At 62.0% G+C, this 22,358-nt stretch carries 33 protein-coding genes; all 33 read right to left on the minus strand.

All coding sequences use genetic code 11. The features are described from left to right. Nucleotides 1-107: 107 nt before the first annotated feature. Nucleotides 108-2,255 carry a prolyl oligopeptidase family serine peptidase gene (locus ACQKOE_RS04530; RefSeq protein WP_427511742.1) on the minus strand — a complete coding sequence of 716 codons (2,148 nt, stop codon included), beginning with the start codon at nt 2,253-2,255 and terminating at the stop codon, nt 108-110. 103 nt (nt 2,256-2,358) lie between these two features. Further along, nucleotides 2,359-2,775, minus strand: a complete 417-nt coding sequence (gene rplQ, locus ACQKOE_RS04535; RefSeq protein WP_374587763.1) for a 50S ribosomal protein L17 — start codon at nt 2,773-2,775, stop codon at nt 2,359-2,361. A 113-nt stretch (nt 2,776-2,888) separates the two neighbouring features. Further along, a complete protein-coding gene (locus ACQKOE_RS04540) occupies nt 2,889-3,950 on the minus strand; it encodes a DNA-directed RNA polymerase subunit alpha (protein ID WP_427511743.1) in 1,062 nt (353 codons plus the stop codon). Between the two features lie 112 nt (nt 3,951-4,062). Next, complete coding sequence (gene rpsK / locus ACQKOE_RS04545) at nt 4,063-4,452, minus strand: 30S ribosomal protein S11 (RefSeq protein ID WP_088307824.1); 390 nt, start codon at nt 4,450-4,452, stop codon at nt 4,063-4,065. 57 nt (nt 4,453-4,509) lie between these two features. Next, nucleotides 4,510-4,878, minus strand: a complete 369-nt coding sequence (gene rpsM / locus ACQKOE_RS04550) for a 30S ribosomal protein S13 (protein WP_374587767.1) — start codon at nt 4,876-4,878, stop codon at nt 4,510-4,512. 274 nt (nt 4,879-5,152) lie between these two features. Next, nucleotides 5,153-5,800: an adenylate kinase gene (locus tag ACQKOE_RS04555; protein ID WP_374587769.1), complete on the minus strand. Its 648-nt coding sequence runs from the start codon at nt 5,798-5,800 to the stop codon at nt 5,153-5,155. 25 nt (nt 5,801-5,825) lie between these two features. Further along, nucleotides 5,826-7,175: a preprotein translocase subunit SecY gene (gene secY / locus ACQKOE_RS04560; protein ID WP_427511744.1), complete on the minus strand. Its 1,350-nt coding sequence runs from the start codon at nt 7,173-7,175 to the stop codon at nt 5,826-5,828. A 135-nt stretch (nt 7,176-7,310) separates the two neighbouring features. Further along, nucleotides 7,311-7,829: a 50S ribosomal protein L15 gene (rplO, locus tag ACQKOE_RS04565; RefSeq protein ID WP_374587773.1), complete on the minus strand. Its 519-nt coding sequence runs from the start codon at nt 7,827-7,829 to the stop codon at nt 7,311-7,313. 180 nt (nt 7,830-8,009) lie between these two features. Continuing rightward, nucleotides 8,010-8,186, minus strand: a complete 177-nt coding sequence (gene rpmD / locus ACQKOE_RS04570; protein WP_148627602.1) for a 50S ribosomal protein L30 — start codon at nt 8,184-8,186, stop codon at nt 8,010-8,012. Nucleotides 8,187-8,191: 5 nt separating this feature from the next. Further along, nucleotides 8,192-8,920, minus strand: coding sequence for a 30S ribosomal protein S5 (rpsE, locus tag ACQKOE_RS04575; RefSeq protein WP_427511745.1), 729 nt, complete (start codon nt 8,918-8,920; stop codon nt 8,192-8,194). Between the two features lies 1 nt (nt 8,921). Further along, entirely contained in the window at nt 8,922-9,263 is a 342-nt protein-coding gene (gene rplR, locus ACQKOE_RS04580; RefSeq protein WP_374587780.1) for a 50S ribosomal protein L18, read from the minus strand. Beyond that, nucleotides 9,263-9,796, minus strand: a complete 534-nt coding sequence (gene rplF, locus ACQKOE_RS04585; RefSeq protein WP_374587782.1) for a 50S ribosomal protein L6 — start codon at nt 9,794-9,796, stop codon at nt 9,263-9,265. Before rplF ends, rplR begins: the two co-directional genes overlap by 1 nt. Continuing rightward, nucleotides 9,796-10,191, minus strand: a complete 396-nt coding sequence (rpsH, locus tag ACQKOE_RS04590) for a 30S ribosomal protein S8 (RefSeq protein ID WP_374587784.1) — start codon at nt 10,189-10,191, stop codon at nt 9,796-9,798. The genes rplF and rpsH overlap by 1 nt, the downstream gene beginning before the upstream one ends. Nucleotides 10,192-10,203: 12 nt before the next feature. Continuing rightward, nucleotides 10,204-10,509 (minus strand): 30S ribosomal protein S14, encoded by a 306-nt coding sequence (gene rpsN, locus ACQKOE_RS04595; protein ID WP_374587786.1) that lies wholly within the window; start codon nt 10,507-10,509, stop codon nt 10,204-10,206. Nucleotides 10,510-10,529: 20 nt separating this feature from the next. Continuing rightward, complete coding sequence (gene rplE / locus ACQKOE_RS04600; protein WP_374587788.1) at nt 10,530-11,108, minus strand: 50S ribosomal protein L5; 579 nt, start codon at nt 11,106-11,108, stop codon at nt 10,530-10,532. Beyond that, nucleotides 11,101-11,421, minus strand: coding sequence for a 50S ribosomal protein L24 (gene rplX / locus ACQKOE_RS04605; protein ID WP_374587791.1), 321 nt, complete (start codon nt 11,419-11,421; stop codon nt 11,101-11,103). Before rplX ends, rplE begins: the two co-directional genes overlap by 8 nt. Then, nucleotides 11,421-11,789: a 50S ribosomal protein L14 gene (rplN, locus tag ACQKOE_RS04610; protein ID WP_370306782.1), complete on the minus strand. Its 369-nt coding sequence runs from the start codon at nt 11,787-11,789 to the stop codon at nt 11,421-11,423. The genes rplX and rplN overlap by 1 nt, the downstream gene beginning before the upstream one ends. A gap of 63 nt (nt 11,790-11,852) precedes the next feature. Then, the gene (gene rpsQ, locus ACQKOE_RS04615; RefSeq protein ID WP_427511746.1) at nt 11,853-12,122 is read right to left on the minus strand and encodes a 30S ribosomal protein S17; all 270 of its coding nucleotides are present in this window, start codon (nt 12,120-12,122) and stop codon (nt 11,853-11,855) included. Between the two features lie 10 nt (nt 12,123-12,132). Beyond that, a complete protein-coding gene (rpmC, locus tag ACQKOE_RS04620) occupies nt 12,133-12,333 on the minus strand; it encodes a 50S ribosomal protein L29 (RefSeq protein ID WP_374587795.1) in 201 nt (66 codons plus the stop codon). Then, nucleotides 12,333-12,767: a 50S ribosomal protein L16 gene (gene rplP / locus ACQKOE_RS04625; RefSeq protein WP_374587797.1), complete on the minus strand. Its 435-nt coding sequence runs from the start codon at nt 12,765-12,767 to the stop codon at nt 12,333-12,335. The genes rpmC and rplP overlap by 1 nt, the downstream gene beginning before the upstream one ends. Before the next feature lie 3 nt (nt 12,768-12,770). After that, a complete protein-coding gene (gene rpsC, locus ACQKOE_RS04630) occupies nt 12,771-13,481 on the minus strand; it encodes a 30S ribosomal protein S3 (RefSeq protein ID WP_374587799.1) in 711 nt (236 codons plus the stop codon). A gap of 3 nt (nt 13,482-13,484) precedes the next feature. Next, nucleotides 13,485-13,862 (minus strand): 50S ribosomal protein L22, encoded by a 378-nt coding sequence (gene rplV / locus ACQKOE_RS04635; RefSeq protein WP_374587801.1) that lies wholly within the window; start codon nt 13,860-13,862, stop codon nt 13,485-13,487. Next, nucleotides 13,862-14,140 (minus strand): 30S ribosomal protein S19, encoded by a 279-nt coding sequence (gene rpsS, locus ACQKOE_RS04640; RefSeq protein ID WP_374587803.1) that lies wholly within the window; start codon nt 14,138-14,140, stop codon nt 13,862-13,864. Before rpsS ends, rplV begins: the two co-directional genes overlap by 1 nt. A 6-nt stretch (nt 14,141-14,146) precedes the next feature. Next, nucleotides 14,147-14,983, minus strand: a complete 837-nt coding sequence (gene rplB / locus ACQKOE_RS04645) for a 50S ribosomal protein L2 (RefSeq protein ID WP_427511747.1) — start codon at nt 14,981-14,983, stop codon at nt 14,147-14,149. A gap of 9 nt (nt 14,984-14,992) precedes the next feature. Continuing rightward, the gene (locus tag ACQKOE_RS04650) at nt 14,993-15,298 is read right to left on the minus strand and encodes a 50S ribosomal protein L23 (protein ID WP_374587807.1); all 306 of its coding nucleotides are present in this window, start codon (nt 15,296-15,298) and stop codon (nt 14,993-14,995) included. Beyond that, nucleotides 15,291-15,917 carry a 50S ribosomal protein L4 gene (gene rplD, locus ACQKOE_RS04655; protein ID WP_374587809.1) on the minus strand — a complete coding sequence of 209 codons (627 nt, stop codon included), beginning with the start codon at nt 15,915-15,917 and terminating at the stop codon, nt 15,291-15,293. Before rplD ends, ACQKOE_RS04650 begins: the two co-directional genes overlap by 8 nt. Before the next feature lie 3 nt (nt 15,918-15,920). Further along, complete coding sequence (gene rplC / locus ACQKOE_RS04660; protein WP_374587811.1) at nt 15,921-16,673, minus strand: 50S ribosomal protein L3; 753 nt, start codon at nt 16,671-16,673, stop codon at nt 15,921-15,923. 245 nt (nt 16,674-16,918) lie between these two features. Beyond that, a complete protein-coding gene (rpsJ, locus tag ACQKOE_RS04665; protein WP_008067253.1) occupies nt 16,919-17,230 on the minus strand; it encodes a 30S ribosomal protein S10 in 312 nt (103 codons plus the stop codon). Nucleotides 17,231-17,455: 225 nt separating this feature from the next. Further along, the gene (locus tag ACQKOE_RS04670) at nt 17,456-17,809 is read right to left on the minus strand and encodes a hypothetical protein (protein ID WP_427511748.1); all 354 of its coding nucleotides are present in this window, start codon (nt 17,807-17,809) and stop codon (nt 17,456-17,458) included. 179 nt (nt 17,810-17,988) lie between these two features. Then, nucleotides 17,989-19,179 (minus strand): elongation factor Tu, encoded by a 1,191-nt coding sequence (gene tuf, locus ACQKOE_RS04675; RefSeq protein ID WP_374587815.1) that lies wholly within the window; start codon nt 19,177-19,179, stop codon nt 17,989-17,991. 91 nt (nt 19,180-19,270) lie between these two features. Then, nucleotides 19,271-21,343 carry an elongation factor G gene (gene fusA, locus ACQKOE_RS04680; RefSeq protein WP_427511749.1) on the minus strand — a complete coding sequence of 691 codons (2,073 nt, stop codon included), beginning with the start codon at nt 21,341-21,343 and terminating at the stop codon, nt 19,271-19,273. Nucleotides 21,344-21,424: 81 nt separating this feature from the next. After that, complete coding sequence (rpsG, locus tag ACQKOE_RS04685; RefSeq protein WP_374587817.1) at nt 21,425-21,895, minus strand: 30S ribosomal protein S7; 471 nt, start codon at nt 21,893-21,895, stop codon at nt 21,425-21,427. A gap of 62 nt (nt 21,896-21,957) precedes the next feature. Beyond that, nucleotides 21,958-22,329 carry a 30S ribosomal protein S12 gene (gene rpsL / locus ACQKOE_RS04690; RefSeq protein ID WP_022675067.1) on the minus strand — a complete coding sequence of 124 codons (372 nt, stop codon included), beginning with the start codon at nt 22,327-22,329 and terminating at the stop codon, nt 21,958-21,960. Nucleotides 22,330-22,358: the final 29 nt, after the last annotated feature.

Consider the following 22,358-nt stretch of genomic DNA (forward strand, 5'->3'; position numbering starts at 1 on the left):
GCACGAAGCTGAACTCGCCGGTTAGCCTGTGTTCATATTAGCAATAGGTTTTATGAACGAAAGCAGCCCTCCGGCCAGTGCGCCCTGCCCTGGCCGGAAATGGCGGTTCAGCGCGCCGGAACGTCCAGTCCGGTCCATTCCGCCAGGAAGGCCAGGATGTCGGAATTCTCCGCCACGACCTTGTCCGTCGGCTTGCCCGCACCGTGCCCTGCCCGCGTTTCAATGCGGATCAGGTGCGGCTTGCCGTCCGGGTTCGCGGCCTGAAGCGCAGCGGTATATTTGAAGCTGTGGCCCGGAACGACGCGGTCATCGGTGTCTGCCGTGGTCACCAGCATGGCCGGATATTCAACGCCCGCGCGGATGTTGTGATAGGGCGAATAGGCCCGCAGCACCCGCCAGTCCGCTTCCTTGCTGGGATAGCCATAGTCATCCACCCAGTATCGCCCGGCGGTGAACTGGTCGAAGCGCAGCATGTCCATCACGCCCACTGCCGCGTTACCGGCCGCGAACAGGTCCGGCCGCTGGTTGACCACGGCGCCGATCAGCAGACCACCGTTTGACCCGCCCTGCACGGCCAGGCCGCCGCTGGGCGTGATGCCTTGAGCGATCAGGTATTCGCCCGCCGCGATGAAATCGTCGAACACGTTCTGCTTGTTGGCCAGACGGCCCGCATCGTGCCACGCCTTGCCGTATTCGCCGCCCCCGCGCAGGTTGGCCATGGCGAAGGCCCCGCCGGCTTCCAGCCAGGCCATCCGCACAGCCGAAAAGCCAGGCGTCAGCGAAACGTCGAACCCGCCGTAGCCGTAAAGCAGGGTCGGCACCGGCTTGCCCTCTGCCGCCACGCTCTTCTTCCGGACGATGAACATCGGCACGCGGGTCCCATCCTTGGAGGCATAGAACTGCTGCTCAACCTGGTAATCGTCCGGGTTGAAGGTCAGTTTGGGCTGGGCAAAGACCGTGCTCACGCCGGTGTTGCTGTCAAAGCGATAGATCGCGCCGGGCTGGTTGAAGCTGGAAAAGGAATAGAACGTCTCCGGATCGCCCGGCTTGCCGCCAAAGCCCGAAGCCGTGCCGATCGCGTTGAGCGTGATCTCCTTCACCGGCTTGCCGTCCAGCGACAGCACTTCCGCCTTGGACGCTGCATCCTTGAGATAGCCCAGGATCAGCCGGTTCCCGACGATTTGCGCGCGCTCCAGCGTTTCCTCGCGCTCCGCCACCAGGTCCACGAACTGCGCCCCCGCGACCCCGCGCGACAGGTCGACCTTTACGACCTTGAGCCGCGGTGCGCCCTTGTTGGTGATGAAGTAGAGCGTATCGCCCATGCCATCGATCAGGCGCCAGTCATTCTCCAGCCCCTTGATCAGCGTCTGCGGCTGGCCCCACTTCCCGCCATTGATCCGCTTGACGTGGACTTCATAGCGGCTGTCCGTCCCTTGCGACGAGGTGATGACCATCCAGCGCCCGTCATGCGTCACTTCCGCGCCATGCCCCAGCTTGGGCCGGTCCGGCGTGGAATAGACCAGCTGGTCCGCCGATTGCGGCGTGCCGATCTTGTGGAAGTAAACCGCCTGGTTGGTGTTGAGCGACTGGAATTCCTTGCCCTTCTCTGGCTCCGGGAAGCGCGAATAGAGGAAGCCCGCATTGCCCACCCAGGAAATTCCGGTGAACTTCGCCCACTGGATCTCGTCCGCCAGCACCTTGCCCGTCGCCACGTCGAGCAGGCGGATCGTGCGCCAGTCGGAACCGCCGTCCTGGATCGAATAGGCCAGCAGCTTGCCGTTGTCCGAAGGCTCCCAATCCGCCAGCGCGGTCGCCCCGTCCTTGGCCCAGCTGTTGGGATCGAGCAGCAGCCGCGGCGTTCCGTCCAGCCCCTGCCGGACGAACAGCTGAGACTGGTTCTGCAGGCCGGAATTGCGCATGTAGAAGTAATTCGCCCCCGCCTTTTGCGGCAAACCGAACCGTTCGTAATCCATCAGCGCCTTGATCCGCGCGGCGAACCAGTCCCGCTGGGGCAAACCGCCCAGATAGGCCTGCGTCACCTGGTTCTGCTGTTCGACCCAGGCGGCAACCTTCGGATCGGTGCGGACGTCGTTTTCCAGCCAGCGATAGGGATCGGCAATCCGTTCGCCGAACTGCACTTCGGCAATCTCGCCCTTGGTGGTTTGGGGATAGGTCAATTTTAGGTCCTGGGCACTGACGGCAACGGCGGATACGGCAAACAGGGCACCGATCAGGGTGCGGGCGCGAAAGGTCACGAAAGTCTCCCCAAATGCAAAAAGCGGGAGCAAGCCTAGCGCTTGCCCCCGCCTTTGCAATTCGTCGTTCGACGAAAGCCGCCTGTCGATCAGGGTACCCCGATCAGGCTGCTTCTTCCTCGCCGGTGTAGACCGGACCGGAGTCCTGGCCCTTGGCCGAGGTGTCGCGGTCGACCAGCTCGATCACCGCCATCGGCGCAGCGTCCGACGAACGGATGCCAGCCTTGATCACGCGGGTGTAACCACCGTTGCGATCAGCATAGCGCGCGGCCAGGACGTCAAACAGCTTCACCAGCTGCGCATCGTCGAGCAGACGGGCGTGAGCCAGACGGCGGTTCGAAAGACCGCCATGCTTGGCCAGCGTGATCAGCTTTTCGACATAAGGACGCAGTTCGCGTGCCTTGGGCAGGGTCGTGGTGATCTGCTCGTGCTTGATCAGCGCCGCAGCCATGTTGCGGAACAGGGCCTTGCGGTGGCTGGAGGTGCGGTTCAGCTTACGACCGCCATACTTATGACGCATGTTTCATTCCTTCGTTCGTAGGGGGCCCGTGTCAGGTAGCCCGATCCCGGCAACGTTTGCGGCCGTTGCCCCTTGCCGTAACGGGGCGCCACCGGGGCGCCCCGCAATCCGGTTTAGCCCAGCAGCTCCTGTTCGAGCTTCTTGGCCATTTCCTCGATGTTCTCAGGCGGCCAGCCCGGGATGTCCATGCCGAGGCGCAGACCCATCGAGCTCAGGACTTCCTTGATCTCGTTGAGCGACTTGCGGCCGAAGTTCGGCGTGCGGAGCATCTCGGCCTCGGTCTTCTGGACCAGGTCGCCGATGTAGATGATGTTGTCGTTCTTGAGGCAGTTGGCCGAACGGACCGACAGTTCCAGCTCGTCCACCTTCTTGAGGAGGTAACGGTTGAGCTGGTTGGTGTCGCCTTCGTCTGCCGGAGCCGAAGCAGCCACGCCGATCATCGGCGAAGCGCCCATCGGCACTGCATCTTCGAAGTGGACGAACAGCGAGAGCTGGTCCTGGAGAATGCGGGCGGCATAGGCCACGGCATCTTCCGGGGTAACCGTACCGTCGGTTTCGACAATCAGGCTCAGCTTGTCGTAGTCCAGTTCCTGACCAATACGCGCGTTGTCGACCTTGTAGGAAACCTGGCGCACCGGCGAGTACAGCGAATCGACCGGGATGAGGCCGATCGGCGCGTCGACCGGACGGTTCGACACGGCGGGGACATAGCCCTTGCCGGTGTCGGCGGTCAGTTCCATGTTGAAGGTCGCGCCTTCATCCAGGTGGCAGATCACCAGATCCTTGTTCATCACCTCGATGTCGCCGGTGACGGCAATGTCGCCAGCCTTGACCACAGCCGGGCCGGTGGCGGACAACTGAAGGCGCTTCGGGCCTTCGCCCTGCATCTTCAGGGCAATCTGCTTCACGTTCAGCACGATGTCGGTCACGTCCTCACGCACTCCAGCGAGCGACGAGAATTCGTGCAGCACGTTTTCGATCTTGATCGAAGTAATTGCGGCGCCCTGCAGCGAGGACAGCAGCACGCGGCGCAGCGCGTTGCCGAGCGTCAGACCAAAGCCACGCTCAAGCGGCTCTGCCACGAAGGTCGCGCGGCGACCAGCGTCGGGGCCCGACTTCACTTCCAGGTTGTTGGGCTTTTTCAGTTCCTGCCAGTTCTTGATATTGACAGTCATAGACGTCCCCTTGGGGTTATGTTCTGGCGGGAACGGCCGCTGCCCTCAACGAAGAGAACCGCGGCCGATCCGAAACCGCGGCCAGACCGTACGCCTGGCCGCGAAAGGCAAATCAGACGCGGCGACGCTTCGAAGGCCGCACACCGTTGTGCGGGATCGGGGTCACGTCGCGGATCGAAGTGATCGTGAAGCCGACTGCCTGGAGAGCGCGCAGAGCGCTTTCGCGGCCCGAGCCGGGGCCCTTCACTTCGACTTCAAGGGTACGCACGCCGTGCTCGGCGGCCTTCTTGCCGGCGTCGTCCGCAGCCACCTGGGCGGCATAGGGGGTCGACTTGCGGCTGCCCTTGAAGCCCATCATGCCGGCCGAGGACCACGAAATGGCGTTGCCCTGGGCGTCGGTGATGGTGATCATGGTGTTGTTGAAGCTGGCATTCACATGCGCGATGCCGCTGGTGATGTTCTTGCGCTCGCGGCGCTTAATGCGCTGGGGTTCGCGTGCCATGGTGTCTATCCTGTCAAAATAAGCAATGAGACGGCGTAAGGCTGGTTAGCCGTCCGCTTACTTCTTCTTGCCGGCGATGGGCTTGGCCTTGCCCTTGCGGGTACGGGCGTTGGTGTGCGTGCGCTGACCGCGGACCGGCAGGCCCTTGCGGTGACGCAGGCCGCGATAGCAGGCCAGGTCCATCAGACGCTTGATGTTCATCGCGGTTTCGCGGCGCAGGTCACCCTCAACGGTGTGATCAGCGTCGATCGTTTCGCGGATGTGCAGCACTTCCTGGTCGCTCAGATCAGCAACGCGGCGCGTGTGATCGATGCCAAGCTTGTCGACGATCTGGCGGGCCTTGAACGGACCAATGCCATGGATGTAGGTGAGCGCAATGATAACGCGCTTGTTGGTGGGGATATTGACCCCGGCAATACGAGCCACTTAGTTCTCCATGCTCCACAGAGGGCAGCGGATGCAGCCCCCTATCTCAACGCTTCACTGTCGAAACGGCAAAAAGCCTGGTCGGCGCGCTCAATGCTTCCGCCTGCCAGACTAACCCCGTTCTTTCGAGTGAAGCGCGCGCTTAAGCCGATTCGCCGCGCGTGTCAACGCCCGGCACGGCTGCTGACTGACAATCCGCGACGAACGCAGCGCCAATCCCATTCGACGATCCGGCCCGATGACGAAATCGCCGATCGGACCCGAACCGGACGGATCAGGCAGTCATGATCCGTTCGATGGCAGCAGTGACGTGATCGATGTCGGCCATGCCGTTGACGCGGGCGACGATACCGCGCGCATCGTAGATCGGCAGGATCGGCGCGGTCTTGGCGCGGTACTCAGCCATGCGGGTACGGACCGTTTCTTCGTTGTCGTCCGGACGACGCTTGAATTCGGTGCTGCCGCACTTGTCACACACGCCCGGCTGCTTGGGCTGTTCGAACTTGTCGTGATAGCCCTTGCCGCAATTGGCGCAGGTGAACCGGCCGCAGATCCGCTCAACCAGAGCATCCTCGTCAACTTCCAGCTCAATCACATGGTCGAGATGGCGACCACGATCGGCCAGCAGCTTGTCCAGCGATTCCGCCTGGGCTGCCGTGCGCGGATAGCCATCGAAGATCGCGCCGGTGCCAGCACCCATGGCGTCCAGCTCTTCCCCGATCAGGGCCGAGACGATTTCGTCCGAGACCAGCTCGCCGCGTTCCATCACTGCCTTGGCCTGGAGGCCGACCGGCGTACCCGCCTTGACCGCTGCACGCAGCATGTCACCCGTCGAAAGCTGGCGCATGCCGAACTTCTCGACCAGACGCTGCGCCTGGGTGCCTTTGCCGGCTCCCGGCGGTCCGAGCAGAATGATGTTCACGGCAATCCCCTCCCTGAAAAGTCGCTCAGCGCATCCGCCCCTTGAGCTTGGCCTTCTTGATCAGGTCGCCATACTGATGGGCCAGCAGGTGCGACTGGATCTGCGTAATCGTATCGACCGTCACGTTCACGACGATCAGCAAGCTGGTGCCACCGGCGAAAAACAGGCGGACGCCGGTCTGCGCGATGACCCACTCCGGAACGACGCAAACTACCGTCAGGTAGATCGCACCGATCACGCTGATGCGCGTCAGGACATAGTCGAGATAGGTCGCGGTATTCTTACCCGGACGGATGCCCGGAATGAACCCGCCGTTGCGCTTCAGGTTCTCCGCCGTCTCTTCCGGATTGAACACAACCGCGGTGTAGAAGAAGGTGAAGAAGATGATGCCCAGGGCATAAAGCAGCATGAAGACCGGCTTGCCGTGTCCGAGATACTGGTTGATCCCGACAATGAACGAACCCCAAGCCGAATCCGGCGAGATCGAGTTGCCGGCAAACTGCGTGATCGTCAGCGGCAGAAGCAGCAGCGAACTGGCGAAGATCGGCGGAATTACGCCTGCCGTGTTAAGCTTCAGCGGCAGGTGGCTGCGATCAGCCTGCATCATGCCGTGCTGGCTGGCGCGCTTCGGATACTGGATCAGCAAGCGCCGCGTCGCGCGCTCCATGAAGCAGATCATCAGGATCAGCCCGACTAGCAGCGCCATCAGCGCGAAGATCAGGAAGCCCGAGATCGAGCCGGTGCGGCCGCCTTCGAACAGGTTGGAAACGAAGGTCGGCATCTGGGCAACGATGCCGGCCATGATGATCAGCGAAGTGCCATTGCCGATCCCGCGACTGGTGATCTGCTCACCCAGCCACAGCAGGAACATGGTTCCCCCGACCAGCGAAACCAGGCCGGCCACATAGAACAGCGGACCCGGATCGACTGCAAAGCCCTGCACTTCTGCGGCACGCAGCGCGGCATAGCCCTGGATGATGGCCAGGAATACGGCACCATAGCGCGAATACTGGTTCAGCTTGCGCCGACCGCTCTCACCTTCCTTCTTCAGCGCCATCAACGAGGGATGGAGCGAAGCGGCCAGCTGAACCACGATCGACGAAGTGATGTAGGGCATCACCCCCAGAGTGATCAGGCTGTACTGCGACAGCGCGCCACCCGAAAACATGTTGAAGAAGTCCAGCACCCCGCCGGCGTTCCGTTCGAGGAACTGCTTCAGCGCGATGGGGTTGATCCCCGGCAGCGGCACAAAGGCGAGGAAGCGGAACACGATCAGCGCTCCGACAGTGAACCAGATGCGCTTTTTAAGCTCGGTCGCCTTGGAGAAGTTGGCGAGACTGAGGTTGCTCGCGATATTATCGGCGCGTGATGCCATCGGGATATTAGCCTTGCTGTAGGTCCGCTGTGAAGCGCGTGTCAGCCCCATATAGGGACGAAGCGGCTATGTCGAACCCCCTGGGCACACAATCCCCGCAGCCGTCACTTCAGCTGCGGGGATCGTGGAATTGGATTACTTGGCCGCCTTGTTCGCTTCGCGGCGGGCAGTCTTCTTTTCATGCTCGCTCGGCTGAGCGGCAGGAAGTTCAACCGAACCGCCAGCCTTTTCGACGGCTGCCTTGGCCCCGGCCGAAACGCCGTTGACGGCAAACTTGGCCTTGGCGGTGAACTCACCCTTGCCGAGCAGACGCACGCCGTCCTTGCCGCCACGGGCCAGGCCAGCGTTCTTGAGCGCGGCATGGTCGATCACGGCGTTGACGTCGAGCTTGCCAGCGTCGATCGCCTTCTGGACCAGGCCCAGGTTCACTTCGGCAAAGTCCTTGGCGAAGATGTTGTTGAAGCCGCGCTTCGGGATGCGCATGTGCAGCGGCATCTGACCGCCTTCGAAGCCGTTTACGCTAACGCCCGAGCGCGCCTTGGCACCCTTCTGGCCGCGGCCGGCAGTCTTGCCCTTGCCCGAACCGATACCACGGCCCACGCGCATGCGGGACTTACGGGCACCATAGTTGTCGCGGATATCATTCAGTTTCATGTCTTGCACTCGCTTTCGCTTTTAGTCGCGCTGATAGGAGGGGCGCGCATAGGCGAAGATACTGCCTCTGTCACCCCTCTTTTGCAGCGCACTGCCCTCCCCCGCGATTCCACTGGTCCAAAAGGACAAAACCCCGGCGCCAGGGCCGGGGTTTTGCAAAACTTCACAGGACTGCGTGGATTAGTCGACCACGGCAACCATGTGCGGGAGCTTGGCAATCGCGCCGCGAACTTCAGGAGTGTCCTCCAGTTCGACCACGCGGTGCATCTTGCCCAGGCCCAGGCCGATCAGAATCTTCTTCTGGCTTTCCGGGCGACGGATCGGCGAACCGATCTGCTTGATCTTGATCTTCGCCATCGTGCTTACTCCACAATCGCGTCGGCAGCGGCCTCGGCCTCCGCCGCGCTGGCACCGCCACGACCGAGCAGGTCGGCAACCTTCTTGCCACGCCGCTGGGCAACCGACTTCGGCGAAGTCTGGTCGGTCAGCGCGTCAAAGGTAGCGCGGATCATGTTGTAGGGGTTCGAAGTGCCGACCGACTTGGTCACCACGTCGGCCACGCCCAGGCTTTCGAAGACGGCGCGCATCGGACCACCGGCGATGATGCCGGTACCGGCCGGAGCCGAACGGACGTTGACCTTGCCAGCACCGAAACGGCCCTTGCCGTCGTGATGCAGGGTGCGGCCTTCCTTCAGCGGAACGCGGACCATCTTCTTCTTGGCCGAAGCGGTTGCCTTGGTGATGGCTTCCGGCACTTCGCGCGCCTTGCCATGACCAAAGCCGACGCGGCCCTTGCCATCGCCGACCACGACCAGAGCGGCGAAGCCGAACCGCTTACCACCCTTCACGGTCTTGGAGACGCGGTTGATGTGGACGAGCTTTTCGATCAGCTCTTCACCACCTTCTTCGTCGCCACGACCACGACGGTCGTCACGGCGGCCACGGCCACCGCGATCGCCACGTTCACCGCCGCGAACACGGCCACGACCGCGACCTTCGCGGGCTTCACCGCCGGTGTCACCACCCTGCGGCGCTTCAGCTGCGATCGGCTGTTCAGCCTGCACTTCTGCGTTGTTGGTTTCGTCAGCCATCTTAGAACTCCAGCCCGCCTTCACGGGCGGCTTCGGCCAGCGCCTTGACGCGACCATGGAACAGGAAGCCACCGCGATCGAACACGACAGTGGTCACGCCAGCCTTCTTGGCGGCTTCGGCCAGGGCCTTGCCAACCTCGGCAGCGGCATTGACGTTGGCACCGGCCTTGTTGCCAAGCGAGTTGGCAGCAGCCACGGTGCGGCCTGCCGCATCGTCGATGATCTGGGCGTAGATGTGACGGCCCGAACGGTGCACCGAAAGCCGCGGACGGCCACCGGCACGCGCCTTGAGCGCGGTGCGAACGCGCCGACGACGGCGCTCGAAAAGGGACAGCTTGGCCATTACTTCTTCTTCCCTTCCTTACGGAAGATGAACTCGCCGCGGTACTTGATACCCTTGCCCTTGTAGGGCTCAGGCTTGCGCCACCGGCGAATCTCGGCCGCAACCTGGCCGACCTTCTGCTTGTCGATGCCCGAAATCTCGATCGTGGTGTTGTCGGGCGTCTTGATTTCGATGCCTTCCGGCACGGCGAAATCGACGTCGTGGCTGTAGCCGAGCTGCAGCTTCAGGTTCTTGCCCTGAGCATTGGCGCGGTAGCCGACACCGGTGATTTCGAGGACCTTGGTGTAACCCTGGGTCACACCGGTCACGAGGTTGTTCACCAGCGTGCGCTGCATGCCCCAGAACGCGCGGGCGGTCTTGGAGTCGTTAGCCGGGCGAACCAGGATACGGCCGTCTTCGACGACGTAGCTGATTTCGTCACGCAGGGTGAGCGTCAGGGTGCCCTTGGGGCCCTTCACGCTGAGCACGCCGTTCGCGACTTCGGCGCTGACGCCAGCCGGAATGGCAACTGGAACTTTACCGATGCGGCTCATCAGAACACCTCCGCCAGCACTTCGCCGCCGACGTTGTTGGCGCGTGCTTCGGCATCCGAGAGCACGCCGCGCGGCGTCGAGACGATGGTGATGCCCAGACCGTTGCGGATCACCGGAAGTTCCTTGGAACCCGAGTAGACGCGGCGGCCAGGCTTGGAGACGCGGGCGACGTGCTTGATAGCCGGTTCGCCTTCGAAATACTTCAGCTCGATGCGCAGCTGCGGGTGGGCGCCGGTGGCGTCCTCCGAAAAACCGCGGATATAGCCTTCACGCTGGAGCACTTCGAGCACGTTGGCGCGAAGCTTCGAAGCCGGAGAAAGGACGGAGTCCTTCTTGGCCCGCTGCCCGTTGCGGATACGGGTGAGCATATCACCCAGGGGATCGGTCATTGCCATCCTAGTTACCCCTTACCAGCTCGACTTGGTCACGCCGGGGATCATGCCCTTATTGGCAAGATCACGCAGCTCAACGCGGCACAGGCCGAACTTGCGATAGTAGCCGCGCGGGCGGCCGGTGGTGACGCAGCGGTTGCGCACGCGGGTCGGATTCCCGTTGCGCGGGATTTCCGCCAGCTTCAGGCGAGCGATCAGACGCTCGGTTTCATCGACCGACTTGTCGTCGGCAATGGCCTTCAGCTTTGCATACTTGGCTGCGTACTTCTGAACGAGCTTCTTGCGACGCTCATTCTTGTTCACGGAACTCAGTTTCGCCATGGACTTAAGCTCTCTCTAACTCAGGCCGCTTGAGCGGTTTCGGCTTCAGCCGGGAACGGGAAACCGAACAGGCGGAGCAGCTCGCGCGCTTCGTCGTCGGTCTTGGCAGTGGTGGTGACGATGATGTCCATCCCACGCACCTTCTCGATCTGGTCGTAGCTGATCTCCGGGAAGATGATCTGCTCCTTCAGGCCCATGGCATAGTTGCCGCGGCCGTCGAACGACTTGGCATTGACGCCACGGAAGTCGCGGATGCGGGGCATTGCCACGGTGATCAGGCGATCGAGGAATTCGTACATGCGTTCACGACGCAGGGTAACCTTGCAACCGATCGGCATGCCTTCACGCAGCTTGAACTGCGCGATCGACTTCTTGGCGCGGGTGATGACCGGCTTCTGGCCCGAGATCAGAGCCATTTCCTCGGCGGCAGTCGTGACCTTCTTCTTGTCCTGGCTGCCTTCGCCGACGCCCATGTTGATCGTGATCTTCTCGATCTTGGGCACTTCCATGTGGTTCTTGTAGCCGAACTTCTCGGTCATCGCCTTGGCGATGACGTCGTCGTACCGCTGCTTCATGCGGGGAACGTACTTGTCAGCCATCGATCTTCTCCCCGGACTTGACGGCCACGCGAACCTTCTTCCCATCCTGGGTTTCAAAGCGGACGCGGGTAGCCTTGCCGGTCTTGGGGTCAGCCAGGCCGACCTTCGAAATAGCCATCGGCGCCTCGCGGCGGTCGATGCCGCCCTGCGGGTTGGCCTGGGTCGGCTTGCGGTGACGAGCAGCGACGTTCACGCCCGAAACCACGACCTTGCCATCCTTGGGCAGGACCTGGAGGACAGTGCCGGTGCGGCCCTTGTCCTTACCCGAGCGGACGACGACGCTGTCGCCCTTCTTGATCTTCGAAGCAGCCATTACAGCACCTCCGGAGCGAGCGAAATGATCTTCATGTAGCCCTTGCCGCGCAGTTCGCGGACCACGGGGCCGAAGATGCGGGTGCCGATGGGTTCGGCGTTCTTGTTGATCAGCACGGCAGCGTTGCTGTCGAAGCGGATCACCGAACCGTCTGCGCGGCGCACGTCCTTCTTGGTGCGAACGATGACAGCGCGGTGCACGTCACCCTTCTTCACCTTGGTGCGCGGCTGCGCTTCCTTGACCGACACCACGATGATGTCGCCCACGCCGGCAGTCCGGCGCTTCGATCCGCCCAGTACCTTGATGCACTGGACGCGCTTGGCGCCGCTGTTGTCAGCGACGTCGAGCTGGGATTGCATCTGGATCATTGATCCGGTTCCTTCTCACTGGCTTGCCGGAACCAGTCCGGCAGTTCCAAAAACGGGTTTGACTTAGACGTCGGCTTCAACAGCGGCGGTCTTCCCGGCGGTGACACGATCGATCACCTTCCAGGTCTTGAGCTTCGACATCGGGCGCGTTTCCTCGATGCGAACGGTCTCGCCGGTCTTGAATGCGTTGTCTTCGTCGTGAGCGTGATACTTCTTCGAACGACGGATGATCTTCCCGTAGAGCGGGTGCTTCACCTTACGTTCGACCTTCACGACCACGGTCTTGTCGGTCTTGTCGGAAACCACGGTCCCGATCAGGATACGCTTGGGCATCGTGGGCTCCTTACTTCGCCGTGCGGGCGCGTTCGCCCTGCAGCGTCTTGATGCGGGCGATGTCGCGACGCACTTCCTTGATGCGTGCGGGACGCTCGAGCTGGTTGGTCGCAGCCTGGAAGCGGAGGTTGAACGCCTCACGCTTCAGGTCACCGAGATCAGCCGACAGCTGATCGTCGGTCTTGGCGCGCAGATCGCTAGGCTTGGCCATTATTCGCCTCCCAGGTGGCTGGTGTCACCCAGACGGGCAACAACCTTGGTCTTGACGGGCAGCTTCATCGCAGCGCGGCTGAAAGCTTCGGCAGCGAGCGGACCCGCAACGCCATCGAGTTCGAACAGGATCTTGCCCGGCTTGACGCGAGCAGCCCAGTATTCGACCGAACCCTTGCCCTTACCCTGACGGACTTCTGCCGGCTTCTTCGAGACCGGAAGGTCCGGGAAGACGCGGATCCAGAGGCGGCCCTGTCGCTTGATGTGGCGGGTGATCGCGCGGCGAGCCGCTTCGATCTGGCGAGCGGTGATCCGCTCCGGCTCGAGGGCCTTCAGGCCGTACGAGCCAAAGTTCAGATCGGTGCCGCCCTTGGCGTTCCCGTGCAGACGGCCCTTGAAGGCCTTGCGGAACTTGGTTTTCTTCGGTTGCAGCATGACTTAGTTCCTGCGGTCTTCACGCGCCGGACGGACGCCCGTGGTCTGGGCTTCCATCATCAGGCGGTCCTGCGCCATCGGATCGTGGCCGAGGATCTCACCCTTGAAGACCCACACCTTGATACCGATGATGCCATAGGTGGTCAGCGCTTCGGCTTCGGCATAGTCGATGTTCGCGCGCAGGGTGTGCAGCGGCACACGGCCTTCGCGGTACTGTTCGACGCGGGCGATTTCAGCGCCGCCGAGACGACCGCCGCAAACCACCTTGATGCCTTCTGCGCCGAGACGCATGGCCGACTGCATAGCGCGCTTCATCGCACGGCGGAATGCCACGCGGCGAATGAGCTGGTCGGCGATGCCCTGGGCGACGAGCTTCGCGTCGATTTCCGGCTTGCGGATTTCGACGATGTTCAGCTTGACGTCGCTGTCGGTCATCTTGGCCAGCTGCGAACGCAGCTTTTCGATGTCCGCGCCCTTCTTGCCGATGATGACACCCGGACGGGCGGCATAGATCGACACGCGGCAAACCTTGGCCGGACGCTCGATCACGACCTTCGAGATTGCCGCCTGCGGCAGGGTTTCAACCACGAACTTGCGGATCTTGAGGTCTTCCTCAAGCAGCTGTGCGTAGTTCTTGCCTTCGGCGTACCAGCGGCTGTCCCAGGTCCGGTTGATCTGGAGGCGCAGGCCTACGGGATTGCTCTTGTGACCCATGGATCAGGCCTCCTCGACTTCGCGGACCACGATGCGCAGCCGGCTGAACGGCTTCAGGATGCGCGTGGACTTGCCACGGCCGCGCGTGTGGAAGCGCTTCATGGTGATCGACTTGCCGACGCTGGCTTCAGCGACGACGAGCGCGTCAACATCCAGGTTGTGGTTGTTTTCCGCATTGGCGATCGCCGAAGCGAGCACCTTGCGGGCATCCACAGCCATCGCCCGCTTCGAGAAGGCGAGGATGTTCATGGCCTCTTCGGCCTTCTTGCCGCGGATCAGACTGGCGACCAGGTTGAGCTTCTGCGCGGAACCACGGATGGTGGTGCCGACCGACAGGGCTTCCTTTTCGCCAACGCGGCGCGGAGCTTTTGCCTTGCCCATTAGCGCTTACCCTTCTTGTCGGCTGCGTGGCCCGGGAACGAACGCGTGGGAGCGAATTCGCCGAGCTTGTGACCGACCATGTCTTCGTTGACCGAGACGGGGATGAACTTGTGACCGTTGTAGACGTTGAACGTCAGACCAACGAACTGCGGCAGGATCGTCGAACGACGCGACCAGGTCTTGATCGGTGCGGCGCGGTTGCCCGCATCCTGCATGTTCTCTGCCTTCTTCAGCAGGTGCAGGTCGACGAAGGGGCCTTTCCAGACGGAGCGTGCCATGGGGCCTTACCTCTTCTTCTTGGCGTGGCGCGAACGGATAATCAGCTTGTCCGTCTGCTTGTTGTTGCGAGTGCGGGCGCCCTTGGTCGGCTTGCCCCACGGGGTAACCGGATGACGGCCACCCGACGTGCGACCTTCACCACCACCGTGCGGGTGGTCGACCGGGTTCTTGGCAACGCCGCGGGTCAGCGGGCGACGGCCCAGCCAACGGTTGCGACCGGCCTTCGCCAGGTTCTGGTTCGAGTTGTCGGGGTTCGAAACCGCGCCAACCGTACCCATGCAATCGCCACGCAGGTAACGCTGCTCGCCCGAGTTCAGGCGAACGATGACCATGCCGCGGTCACGACCGACGACCTGGACGTAAGTCCCGGCCGAACGGGCGATCTGACCGCCCTTGCCCGGCTTCATCTCCACGTTGTGGCAGATGGTGCCGACCGGCATCTGGCTGAGCAGCATCGCGTTGCCCGGCTTCACGTCGGTCTTTTCACCGGCAACAACGGTATCGCCAACGGCGAGGCGCTGCGGCGCGATGATGTAGGCCTGCTCACCGTCTGCATACTTGATCAGAGCGATGAATGCCGTGCGGTTGGGATCGTATTCCAGGCGTTCCACGGTCGCGGGAGCATCCCACTTGCGGCGCTTGAAATCGATGAAGCGATACTTCTGCTTGTGACCGCCAGCGATCCCGCGCGAAGTGACGTGGCCCTTGTTGTTACGGCCGCCGGTCTTGTTCTTACCTTCGGTAAGCGCCTTGACCGGCTTGCCCTTCCACAGCGCCGACTTGTCGACCAGAATTAGGCCACGACGGGCCGGGCTGGTCGGGTTGTAGTTCTTGAGTGCCATGGTTCAGCCTCAGATCCCGCTGGTGACGTCGATCGACTGGCCTTCAGCCAGACGGACGACCGCCTTCTTCACGTCCGAACGGCGATAGGGCTTGCCCTTCCACCGCTTGGTCTTGCCCTTCTGGGTCAGCGTGTTGACGCTCACCACCTTCACGTCGAACAGCGCTTCGACCGCAGCCTTGATCTGCGGCTTGGTTGCACTGTCCGCCACCTTGAAGACGACGGCGTTGAATTCGCTGGCCAGCGTCGCCTTTTCGGTGATGTGGGGAGCCACGATCACGTCGTAGTGACGCGTGTCGATTGCGTCCTTAGCCATTGAAACGCGCCTCCAGCTTTTCGACCGCGGCGCGCGTCAGCACCAGCGTATCATGCTTCAGGATGTCGTAGACGTTGGCGCCGACTGCCGGGAGCACATTGACCCCGACCAGGTTGCCGGCAGCGCGGGCGAAGCCCTCGTTCACGGCTTCACCGTCAATCACCAGCACCTTCTTGCCCCAGTTCGCCTTGGCGAAGTTGGCGGCAAGCGCCTTGGTCTTGGCATCGGCCAGATCCAGGCTGTCGACCACGACCAGGCCGTTCTGGGCTTTGGACGAGAGCGCCATCTTGAGACCCAGAGCGCGGACCTTCTTGTTCAGCGAGACGTCGAACTCGCGGCGACGGGCACCGTGAGCCTTACCACCGCCGATGAAGACGGGAGCCTTGCGGTCGCCGTGACGAGCCGTACCGCCACCCTTCTGGCGGCCGAACTTCTTGCCGGTGCGGGCAACGTCCGAACGCTCACGGGTTGCGCGGGCAATGCCGCGACGGTTTTCGAGCTGCCAGGTGACAACGCGGTGCAGGATGTCAGCGCGCGGCTCAATGCCGAACACTGCATCGTTAAGCTCGATGTCGCCCTTGCCGGCGGTGCCATCGAGGTTGGAAAGCTTGACCTTCACGACTTAGCCCTCCTGGCCTTCGGTGGCTTCCGGCGCATCAACCACGGGGGTTTCGGCGGGAGCCTGTTCGTTGCTGTTGGCGGCGCTCTTCAGGCCGGCCGGATAGGGAGCTTCGGAGTGGCGCGAGACCTTCACCGAATCCTTGACGGTCAGCCAGCTGTTCTTGGCGCCCGGGACCGAGCCCTTGACGAAGATCAGACCGCGTTCATCGTCCACGCGGACGACTTCGAGGTTCTGCTGGGTACGGTTGCGGTCACCCATGTGGCCGGCCATCTTCTTGTTCTTGAAGACCTTGCCGGGATCCTGGCGGTTACCGGTCGAACCGTGGGCACGGTGGCTGATCGAAACACCGTGGGTTGCGCGCATACCGCCGAAACCCCAGCGCTTCATAGCACCGGCAAAGCCCTTACCCTGGGTCGTGCCGGCCACGTCGACCAGCTGACCCGGCACGAAGTGCGAAGCGGCGATGGTTGCGCCGACTTCCAGCACGGCATCGTCTGCCACGCGGAATTCGACAACCTGCTGCTTCAGCGAAACCTGTGCCTTGGCAAAGTGTTCACGCTGCGGCTTCGCAACGTTCTTCTGCTTGGCTTCCCCGGCGCCGAGCTGCACCGCGACGTAACCGTCGCGATCAGCGGTGCGAACCGAGACCACCTGGCAATTTTCCAGCGCCAGAACGGTAACCGGCACGTGCCGACCGTCCTCCTGGAAAAGGCGGGTCATCCCCACCTTTTTGGCGATCACGCCTGTGCGCATGATCCTGTCTCCTACAGAGGCCCAAGGGAACCATTCCCAGGGGCGTGTCCAACCCGATTTTCGATACGAGCCCCGTCCGGGCTGGGTGCTTCCGATGGCGCGGTGCGCTGTTGGAAGCGAGACGGGGGACGCATTCCCGGCTGACGCCGGAGGTATCCCTATGTCCGCGCGGGAAGTTTCCCGCGGAACCGGCCGAAGCCGGAAGGATGTGGGCCCGAAGGCCCGAAACTTGGTCGATTAGCGGCTTAGGCCAGCTTGATCTCGACGTTTACGCCAGCGGCCAGGTCGAGCTTCATCAGCGCGTCCACGGTTGCGGCGTTCGGCTGCACGATGTCGAGCAGACGCTTGTAGGTGCGAACCTCGAACTGCTCACGCGACTTCTTGTCGATGTGCGGTCCGCGGTTGACGCAGAACTTTTCAATTCTCGTCGGCAGAGGAATGGGGCCCCGGATGAGCGCGCCGGTGCGACGGGCGGTTTCCGCGATTTCGCCGGTCGCCTGGTCAAGCACGCGGTGATCGAATGCCTTGAGACGAATGCGAATATTCTGAGCTTCCATTGTATCCTACCGATGAGAAAGAGCCACGGGGCTTGCACCCCGACCAAATTCGAAGTCGCGCCCCTACACAGGGATGCGGATTCGCGCAAGGGGAGATTTGCGGGAATTTCGGTTCGAGCAAGCCTTTCCGGACTGCGGTCGGTCGCGCAAGCCTGCATTGGCTGCAATGGCTGTGCTTTTCAGACCCCCCGTGATGAAAATCAGAGGTGAGCTTGCAACTCTTCGTCAACGACCTTTCTTTTTCCCCAGTGGCGCATTGAAATCGGGGTCCTTGTTCGCGACCCAGGAGATGAACTTCTCCACCCGAGGCTCAATCCGCAGCAAACTGGCGTCCATACCGTAGCGCTGGAGTTCGGAATTGGTGAAGGTGGTGATGAGCATGTTCTGGCAGATCGGGTGCATCGGCACGGTGTCGCGCCCACCCCTGCTCTTGGGCACCGGGTGGTGCCAGATTACCGTTGCGCCGCAGGGTCGCTCGCACAGCCAGCAGGCTGGCGGTGGCGGCGCTGACGCATCGGTATCCTGAACGTCGCTATCATATGCATCCCGTGAACCATGTTTGGAATACTTGCGCGCCATACCGCTTTGTTACCCCCTAAAGCCGCGAAAATTGCTGATTGCTACACGCCATCGTCATACTTTCCATCCAGGTGCGCTCCCAGCGAATGACCAAGCGGCAAGCCGCCACCGGCAGGCACGAAAAAGCCCGGCCTCCTTTCGGAAACCGGGCCTTTCGTTTCGCAGAGCTGATCGACGAATTACTTCGTGATCTTGCTCACCACGCCCGAACCGACGGTGCGGCCACCTTCGCGGATTGCGAAGCGGAGACCTTCATCCATCGCGATCGGAGCGATCAGCTTGACCGACAGGGCAACGTTGTCGCCCGGCATGACCATTTCGGTGCCTTCCGGCAGCACGACTTCACCGGTCACGTCGGTGGTGCGGAAGTAGAACTGCGGGCGGTAGTTGGCGAAGAACGGCGTGTGACGGCCACCTTCGTCCTTCGACAGCACGTAGACTTCGGCGCTGAATTCGGTGTGCGGGGTAACCGAACCCGGCTTTGCCAGAACCTGGCCACGCTCAACGTCTTCACGCTTCAGACCACGGACCAGAGCGCCGATGTTGTCGCCAGCTTCACCCTGATCGAGCAGCTTGCGGAACATTTCAACGCCGGTGACGACGGTCTTCTGGGTGTCCTTGAGGCCGATCACTTCGACTTCGTCGCCAACCTTGACGATACCGGTTTCGACGCGGCCGGTCACAACCGTACCACGACCCGAGATCGAGAACACGTCTTCGACCGGCATCAGGAACGGCTTGTCGGTCGGACGCGGCGGCTGCGGGATGGCAGTGTCGACAGCGTTCATCAGGGCAATGATCGAGTCCTTGCCGATGTTGTCGTCGCGGCCTTCCAGAGCGGCCAGAGCCGAACCCGGAACGACGGGGATGCTGTCGCCGTCGAAGCCGTAGCTCGACAGCAGTTCGCGGATTTCCAGCTCGACGAGTTCCAGGATTTCCGGATCGTCAACCTGGTCGACCTTGTTCATGTACACGACCAGAGCCGGAACGCCGACCTGGCGAGCCAGCAGGATGTGCTCGCGGGTCTGCGGCATCGGGCCGTCAGCAGCGTTCACAACGAGGATGGCGCCGTCCATCTGCGCGGCACCGGTGATCATGTTCTTCACATAGTCAGCGTGGCCCGGGCAGTCGACGTGTGCATAGTGACGCGCTGCGGTTTCGTACTCGACGTGAGCGGTCGAGATGGTGATGCCACGCTCGCGCTCTTCGGGAGCCTTGTCGATGTTTGCGAAGTCAACCGCTTCACCGCCGTTGACTTCAGCCATCACCTTGGTGATCGCTGCGGTCAGGGTGGTCTTGCCATGGTCGACGTGACCGATGGTCCCGATGTTGCAGTGCGGCTTGTTCCGCTCAAATTTTGCCTTGGCCATTGTCTCAAACCTTCTTTCGCTTTGAATTGAATCTGCGGGGTTTGGACGGCGCCCGCTGAATCAGGCGCCGCCCCTAGATTGTTCCTGCCGATTAGGCAAGCTTCTCCTTGATCTCGGTCGCGACGTTCGCCGGAACCTCGTCATAGTGGTCGAAGAACATCGAGTAGTTCGCACGACCCTGGGTGAACGAGCGCAGCTGGTTCACGTAGCCGAACATGTTCGCCAGCGGGACCATCGCGGTCACGGCCTGCGCATTGCCGCGCGAGTCCGTGCCCTGGATCTGGCCACGACGCGAGTTGATGTCGCCGATCACGTCGCCGAGGTATTCCTCGGGCGTGATGACTTCCACCTTCATGATCGGTTCCAGCAGCTTGATGCCCGACTTCTGGGCAACTTCGCGCATGGCACCGCGACCGGCGATTTCGAAGGCCAGAGCCGACGAGTCGACGTCGTGGTACGCACCGTCGTAGAGCAGGACTTCGAAGTCGATGATCGGGAAGCCGATGAGCGAGCCGGTTTCGGCCGTTTCACGGAAGCCCTTTTCAATGGCGGGGATGTATTCCTTCGGAATGTTGCCGCCCTTGATTTCGTCCTTGAAGACAAAGCCCGAACCGCGCTCACCCGGAGTGACCTTGACCTTCACGCGGCCGAACTGACCCGTACCACCCGACTGCTTCTTGTGGGTGTAGTCAATGTCCACCGGCTTGGCGAGGTATTCGCGGTAAGCCACCTGCGGCGCGCCGACGTTGGCTTCGACCTTGAATTCGCGCTTCATACGATCGACGAGAATTTCGAGGTGAAGTTCGCCCATGCCCTTGATGATGGTCTGGCCCGATTCGTGATCGGTCGAGACGCGGAACGAGGGGTCTTCGGCAGCCAGGCGGTTGAGCGCGAGGCCCATCTTTTCCTGGTCGGCCTTGGTCTTGGGCTCAACCGACAGTTCGATGACCGGCTCGGGGAATTCCATCCGCTCAAGAATGATCGGCTGCTTTTCCGAGCACAGCGTATCGCCGGTGGTGGTTTCCTTCAGACCCGCCAGAGCAACGATGTCGCCGGCATAGGCTTCATCGATGTCTTCACGGCTGTTGGCATGCATGAGCAGCATGCGGCCAACCTTTTCCTTCTTGTTCTTCACCGAGTTCAGGTAGCTGCCCTTGGTCAGCGTGCCCGAGTAGATGCGGGTGAAGGTCAGCGAACCGACGAACGGGTCGTTCATAATCTTGAACGCCAGGGCCGAGAACGGAGCATCATCCGAAGTGGCGCGGCTATCGGGCTCTTCGGTGTCCGGGTTGATGCCCTGGACGTCTTCGATGTCGAGCGGCGACGGCATGAAGTCGACAACCGCGTCGAGCAGTGCCTGGACGCCCTTGTTCTTGAACGACGAACCGCACAGCACCGGCACGAAAGCGTGAGCCAGAGTGCCCTTGCGCAGCAGCTTCTTCAGCGTTTCCGCGTCAGGCACGTTGCCTTCGAGGTAAGCTTCCATCGCGTCGTCGTCTTGCTCAACGGCGAGTTCGATCAGCTTTTCGCGGTATTCGGCAGCCTTGTCGGCCATGTCCGCCGGGATTTCTTCATAGAAGAATTCAGCGCCCAGGCTTTCATCCTTCCAGATGATCGCGCGTTCGTTGATCAGGTCGACCAGACCCTTGAAGTCGCTTTCCGCGCCGATCGGAAGATACAGCACGGCAGGCTTTGCACCCAGGCGATCGATGATCGTCTGCACGCAGTAGTAGAAGTTCGCGCCGGTGCGGTCGAGCTTGTTGATGTAGCACATCCGCGGCACGCCGTACTTGTCGGCCTGGCGCCACACGGTTTCCGACTGCGGCTCAACGCCGGCAACGCCGTCGAAAGCAGCAACCGCACCGTCGAGCACGCGCAGCGAGCGTTCGACTTCGATGGTGAAGTCGACGTGGCCGGGGGTGTCGATGATGTTCAGGCGGTGATCGTTCCAGAAGCAGGTCGTCGCGGCCGACGTGATGGTGATGCCGCGCTCTTGCTCCTGCTCCATCCAGTCCATCGTGGCGGCGCCTTCGTGGACTTCGCCGATTTTGTAGGACTTGCCGGTGTAGTAGAGAATCCGCTCGGTAGTCGTGGTCTTGCCGGCGTCGATGTGCGCCATGATACCGAAGTTGCGGTATTTTTCGAGGGGATGGCTGCGAGCCATGTCGAATTCCTTAAAGGATGCGGGTGAGGTGCCGGTAAGGCAACCCCGCCCATAGGGTTACGAATGTGACCGCCTGATGACTTACCAGCGATAGTGGCTGAACGCGCGGTTCGCGTCGGCCATACGGTGGGTGTCTTCGCGCTTCTTCACCGCGTTGCCGCGGTTGTTAGCGGCGTCCAGCAGCTCACCCGAAAGACGGGCAGCCATCGTGGTTTCGCTGCGGTTGCGCGCGGCAGTGATCAGCCAGCGGATCGCCAGGGCCTGGGCGCGTTCGGGGCGAACTTCGACCGGAACCTGATAGGTCGCACCACCAACGCGGCGCGAACGCACTTCGATCTGCGGCTTCACGTTGTTCAGCGCATCGTGGAACAGCTGGAGCGGATCGCTCTTGGCGCGGGTTTCCATGGTTTCCATCGCACCGTAAACGATGCTTTCGGCAACCGACTTCTTACCATCGAGCATGAGGTTGTTCATGAACTTCGACAGAACCTGATCACCAAACTTGGGATCCGGCAGGATTTCCCGCTTCTCGGGACGACGACGACGTGACATCGCTTGAATTCCTTATTCTGGGCCGCTGCAATTGCGCGCGCCCTAAAAAACCAGCCTGAGGCTTACTTGGGACGCTTCGCGCCGTACTTCGAACGGCTCTGCTTGCGGTCCTTGACGCCCTGGGTATCCAGAACGCCGCGCAGCACGTGATAGCGCACGCCGGGAAGGTCGCGCACACGGCCGCCGCGGATCAGCACAACCGAGTGCTCCTGCAGGTTGTGGCCTTCACCCGGGATGTACGAAATGACTTCGCGGCTGTTGGTCAGGCGGATCTTGGCAACCTTGCGAAGTGCCGAGTTCGGCTTCTTCGGGGTCGTGGTGTAAACGCGGGTGCAAACGCCGCGCTTCTGCGGGTTCTGCTCCATGGCAGGAACCTTGCTCTTGGCCTTCTGGGGCACGCGACCCTTGCGGATCAGCTGGTTAATTGTAGGCATGAAGTACTCTTCACCTTGGTTGTGGCACC

Origin of the sequence: Novosphingobium sp. NPDC080210 (assembly GCF_050281025.1) — a bacterium.
Lineage (GTDB): Bacteria > Pseudomonadota > Alphaproteobacteria > Sphingomonadales > Sphingomonadaceae > Novosphingobium.

Excerpts from the sequence above, each read along its gene's own strand:
- rplQ (WP_374587763.1), bottom strand. The coding sequence starts at position 2,775 with ATGCGTCATAAGTATGGCGGTCGTAAGCTGAACCGCACCTCCAGCCAC.
- ACQKOE_RS04540 (WP_427511743.1), bottom strand. The coding sequence starts at position 3,950 with ATGACTGTCAATATCAAGAACTGGCAGGAACTGAAAAAGCCCAACAAC.
- rpsK (WP_088307824.1), bottom strand. The coding sequence starts at position 4,452 with ATGGCACGCGAACCCCAGCGCATTAAGCGCCGCGAGCGCAAGAACATC.
- secY (WP_427511744.1), bottom strand. The coding sequence starts at position 7,175 with ATGGCATCACGCGCCGATAATATCGCGAGCAACCTCAGTCTCGCCAAC.
- rplO (WP_374587773.1), bottom strand. The coding sequence starts at position 7,829 with ATGAAACTGAATGATATCCGCGACAACTATGGTGCCCGTAAGTCCCGC.
- rpmD (WP_148627602.1), bottom strand. The coding sequence starts at position 8,186 with ATGGCGAAGATCAAGATCAAGCAGATCGGTTCGCCGATCCGTCGCCCG.
- rpsE (WP_427511745.1), bottom strand. The coding sequence starts at position 8,920 with ATGGCTGACGAAACCAACAACGCAGAAGTGCAGGCTGAACAGCCGATC.
- rplR (WP_374587780.1), bottom strand. The coding sequence starts at position 9,263 with ATGGCCAAGCTGTCCCTTTTCGAGCGCCGTCGTCGGCGCGTTCGCACC.
- rplF (WP_374587782.1), bottom strand. The coding sequence starts at position 9,796 with ATGAGCCGCATCGGTAAAGTTCCAGTTGCCATTCCGGCTGGCGTCAGC.
- rpsH (WP_374587784.1), bottom strand. The coding sequence starts at position 10,191 with ATGGCAATGACCGATCCCCTGGGTGATATGCTCACCCGTATCCGCAAC.
- rpsN (WP_374587786.1), bottom strand. The coding sequence starts at position 10,509 with ATGGCGAAACTGAGTTCCGTGAACAAGAATGAGCGTCGCAAGAAGCTC.
- rplE (WP_374587788.1), bottom strand. The coding sequence starts at position 11,108 with ATGGCTGACAAGTACGTTCCCCGCATGAAGCAGCGGTACGACGACGTC.
- rplX (WP_374587791.1), bottom strand. The coding sequence starts at position 11,421 with ATGGCTGCTTCGAAGATCAAGAAGGGCGACAGCGTCGTCGTCCGCTCG.
- rplN (WP_370306782.1), bottom strand. The coding sequence starts at position 11,789 with ATGATCCAGATGCAATCCCAGCTCGACGTCGCTGACAACAGCGGCGCC.
- rpsQ (WP_427511746.1), bottom strand. The coding sequence starts at position 12,122 with ATGCCCAAGCGTATCCTGATCGGGACCGTGGTTTCCGACAAGACCGAC.
- rpmC (WP_374587795.1), bottom strand. The coding sequence starts at position 12,333 with ATGGCCAAGCCTAGCGATCTGCGCGCCAAGACCGACGATCAGCTGTCG.
- rplP (WP_374587797.1), bottom strand. The coding sequence starts at position 12,767 with ATGCTGCAACCGAAGAAAACCAAGTTCCGCAAGGCCTTCAAGGGCCGT.
- rpsC (WP_374587799.1), bottom strand. The coding sequence starts at position 13,481 with ATGGGTCACAAGAGCAATCCCGTAGGCCTGCGCCTCCAGATCAACCGG.
- rplV (WP_374587801.1), bottom strand. The coding sequence starts at position 13,862 with ATGGGCAAGGCAAAAGCTCCGCGCCGCGTTGGCGAAAAGGAAGCCCTG.
- rpsS (WP_374587803.1), bottom strand. The coding sequence starts at position 14,140 with ATGGCACGCTCCGTCTGGAAAGGCCCCTTCGTCGACCTGCACCTGCTG.
- rplB (WP_427511747.1), bottom strand. The coding sequence starts at position 14,983 with ATGGCACTCAAGAACTACAACCCGACCAGCCCGGCCCGTCGTGGCCTA.
- ACQKOE_RS04650 (WP_374587807.1), bottom strand. The coding sequence starts at position 15,298 with ATGGCTAAGGACGCAATCGACACGCGTCACTACGACGTGATCGTGGCT.
- rplC (WP_374587811.1), bottom strand. The coding sequence starts at position 16,673 with ATGCGCACAGGCGTGATCGCCAAAAAGGTGGGGATGACCCGCCTTTTC.
- rpsJ (WP_008067253.1), bottom strand. The coding sequence starts at position 17,230 with ATGGAAGCTCAGAATATTCGCATTCGTCTCAAGGCATTCGATCACCGC.
- ACQKOE_RS04670 (WP_427511748.1), bottom strand. The coding sequence starts at position 17,809 with ATGGCGCGCAAGTATTCCAAACATGGTTCACGGGATGCATATGATAGC.
- tuf (WP_374587815.1), bottom strand. The coding sequence starts at position 19,179 with ATGGCCAAGGCAAAATTTGAGCGGAACAAGCCGCACTGCAACATCGGG.
- fusA (WP_427511749.1), bottom strand. The coding sequence starts at position 21,343 with ATGGCTCGCAGCCATCCCCTCGAAAAATACCGCAACTTCGGTATCATG.
- rpsG (WP_374587817.1), bottom strand. The coding sequence starts at position 21,895 with ATGTCACGTCGTCGTCGTCCCGAGAAGCGGGAAATCCTGCCGGATCCC.
- rpsL (WP_022675067.1), bottom strand. The coding sequence starts at position 22,329 with ATGCCTACAATTAACCAGCTGATCCGCAAGGGTCGCGTGCCCCAGAAG.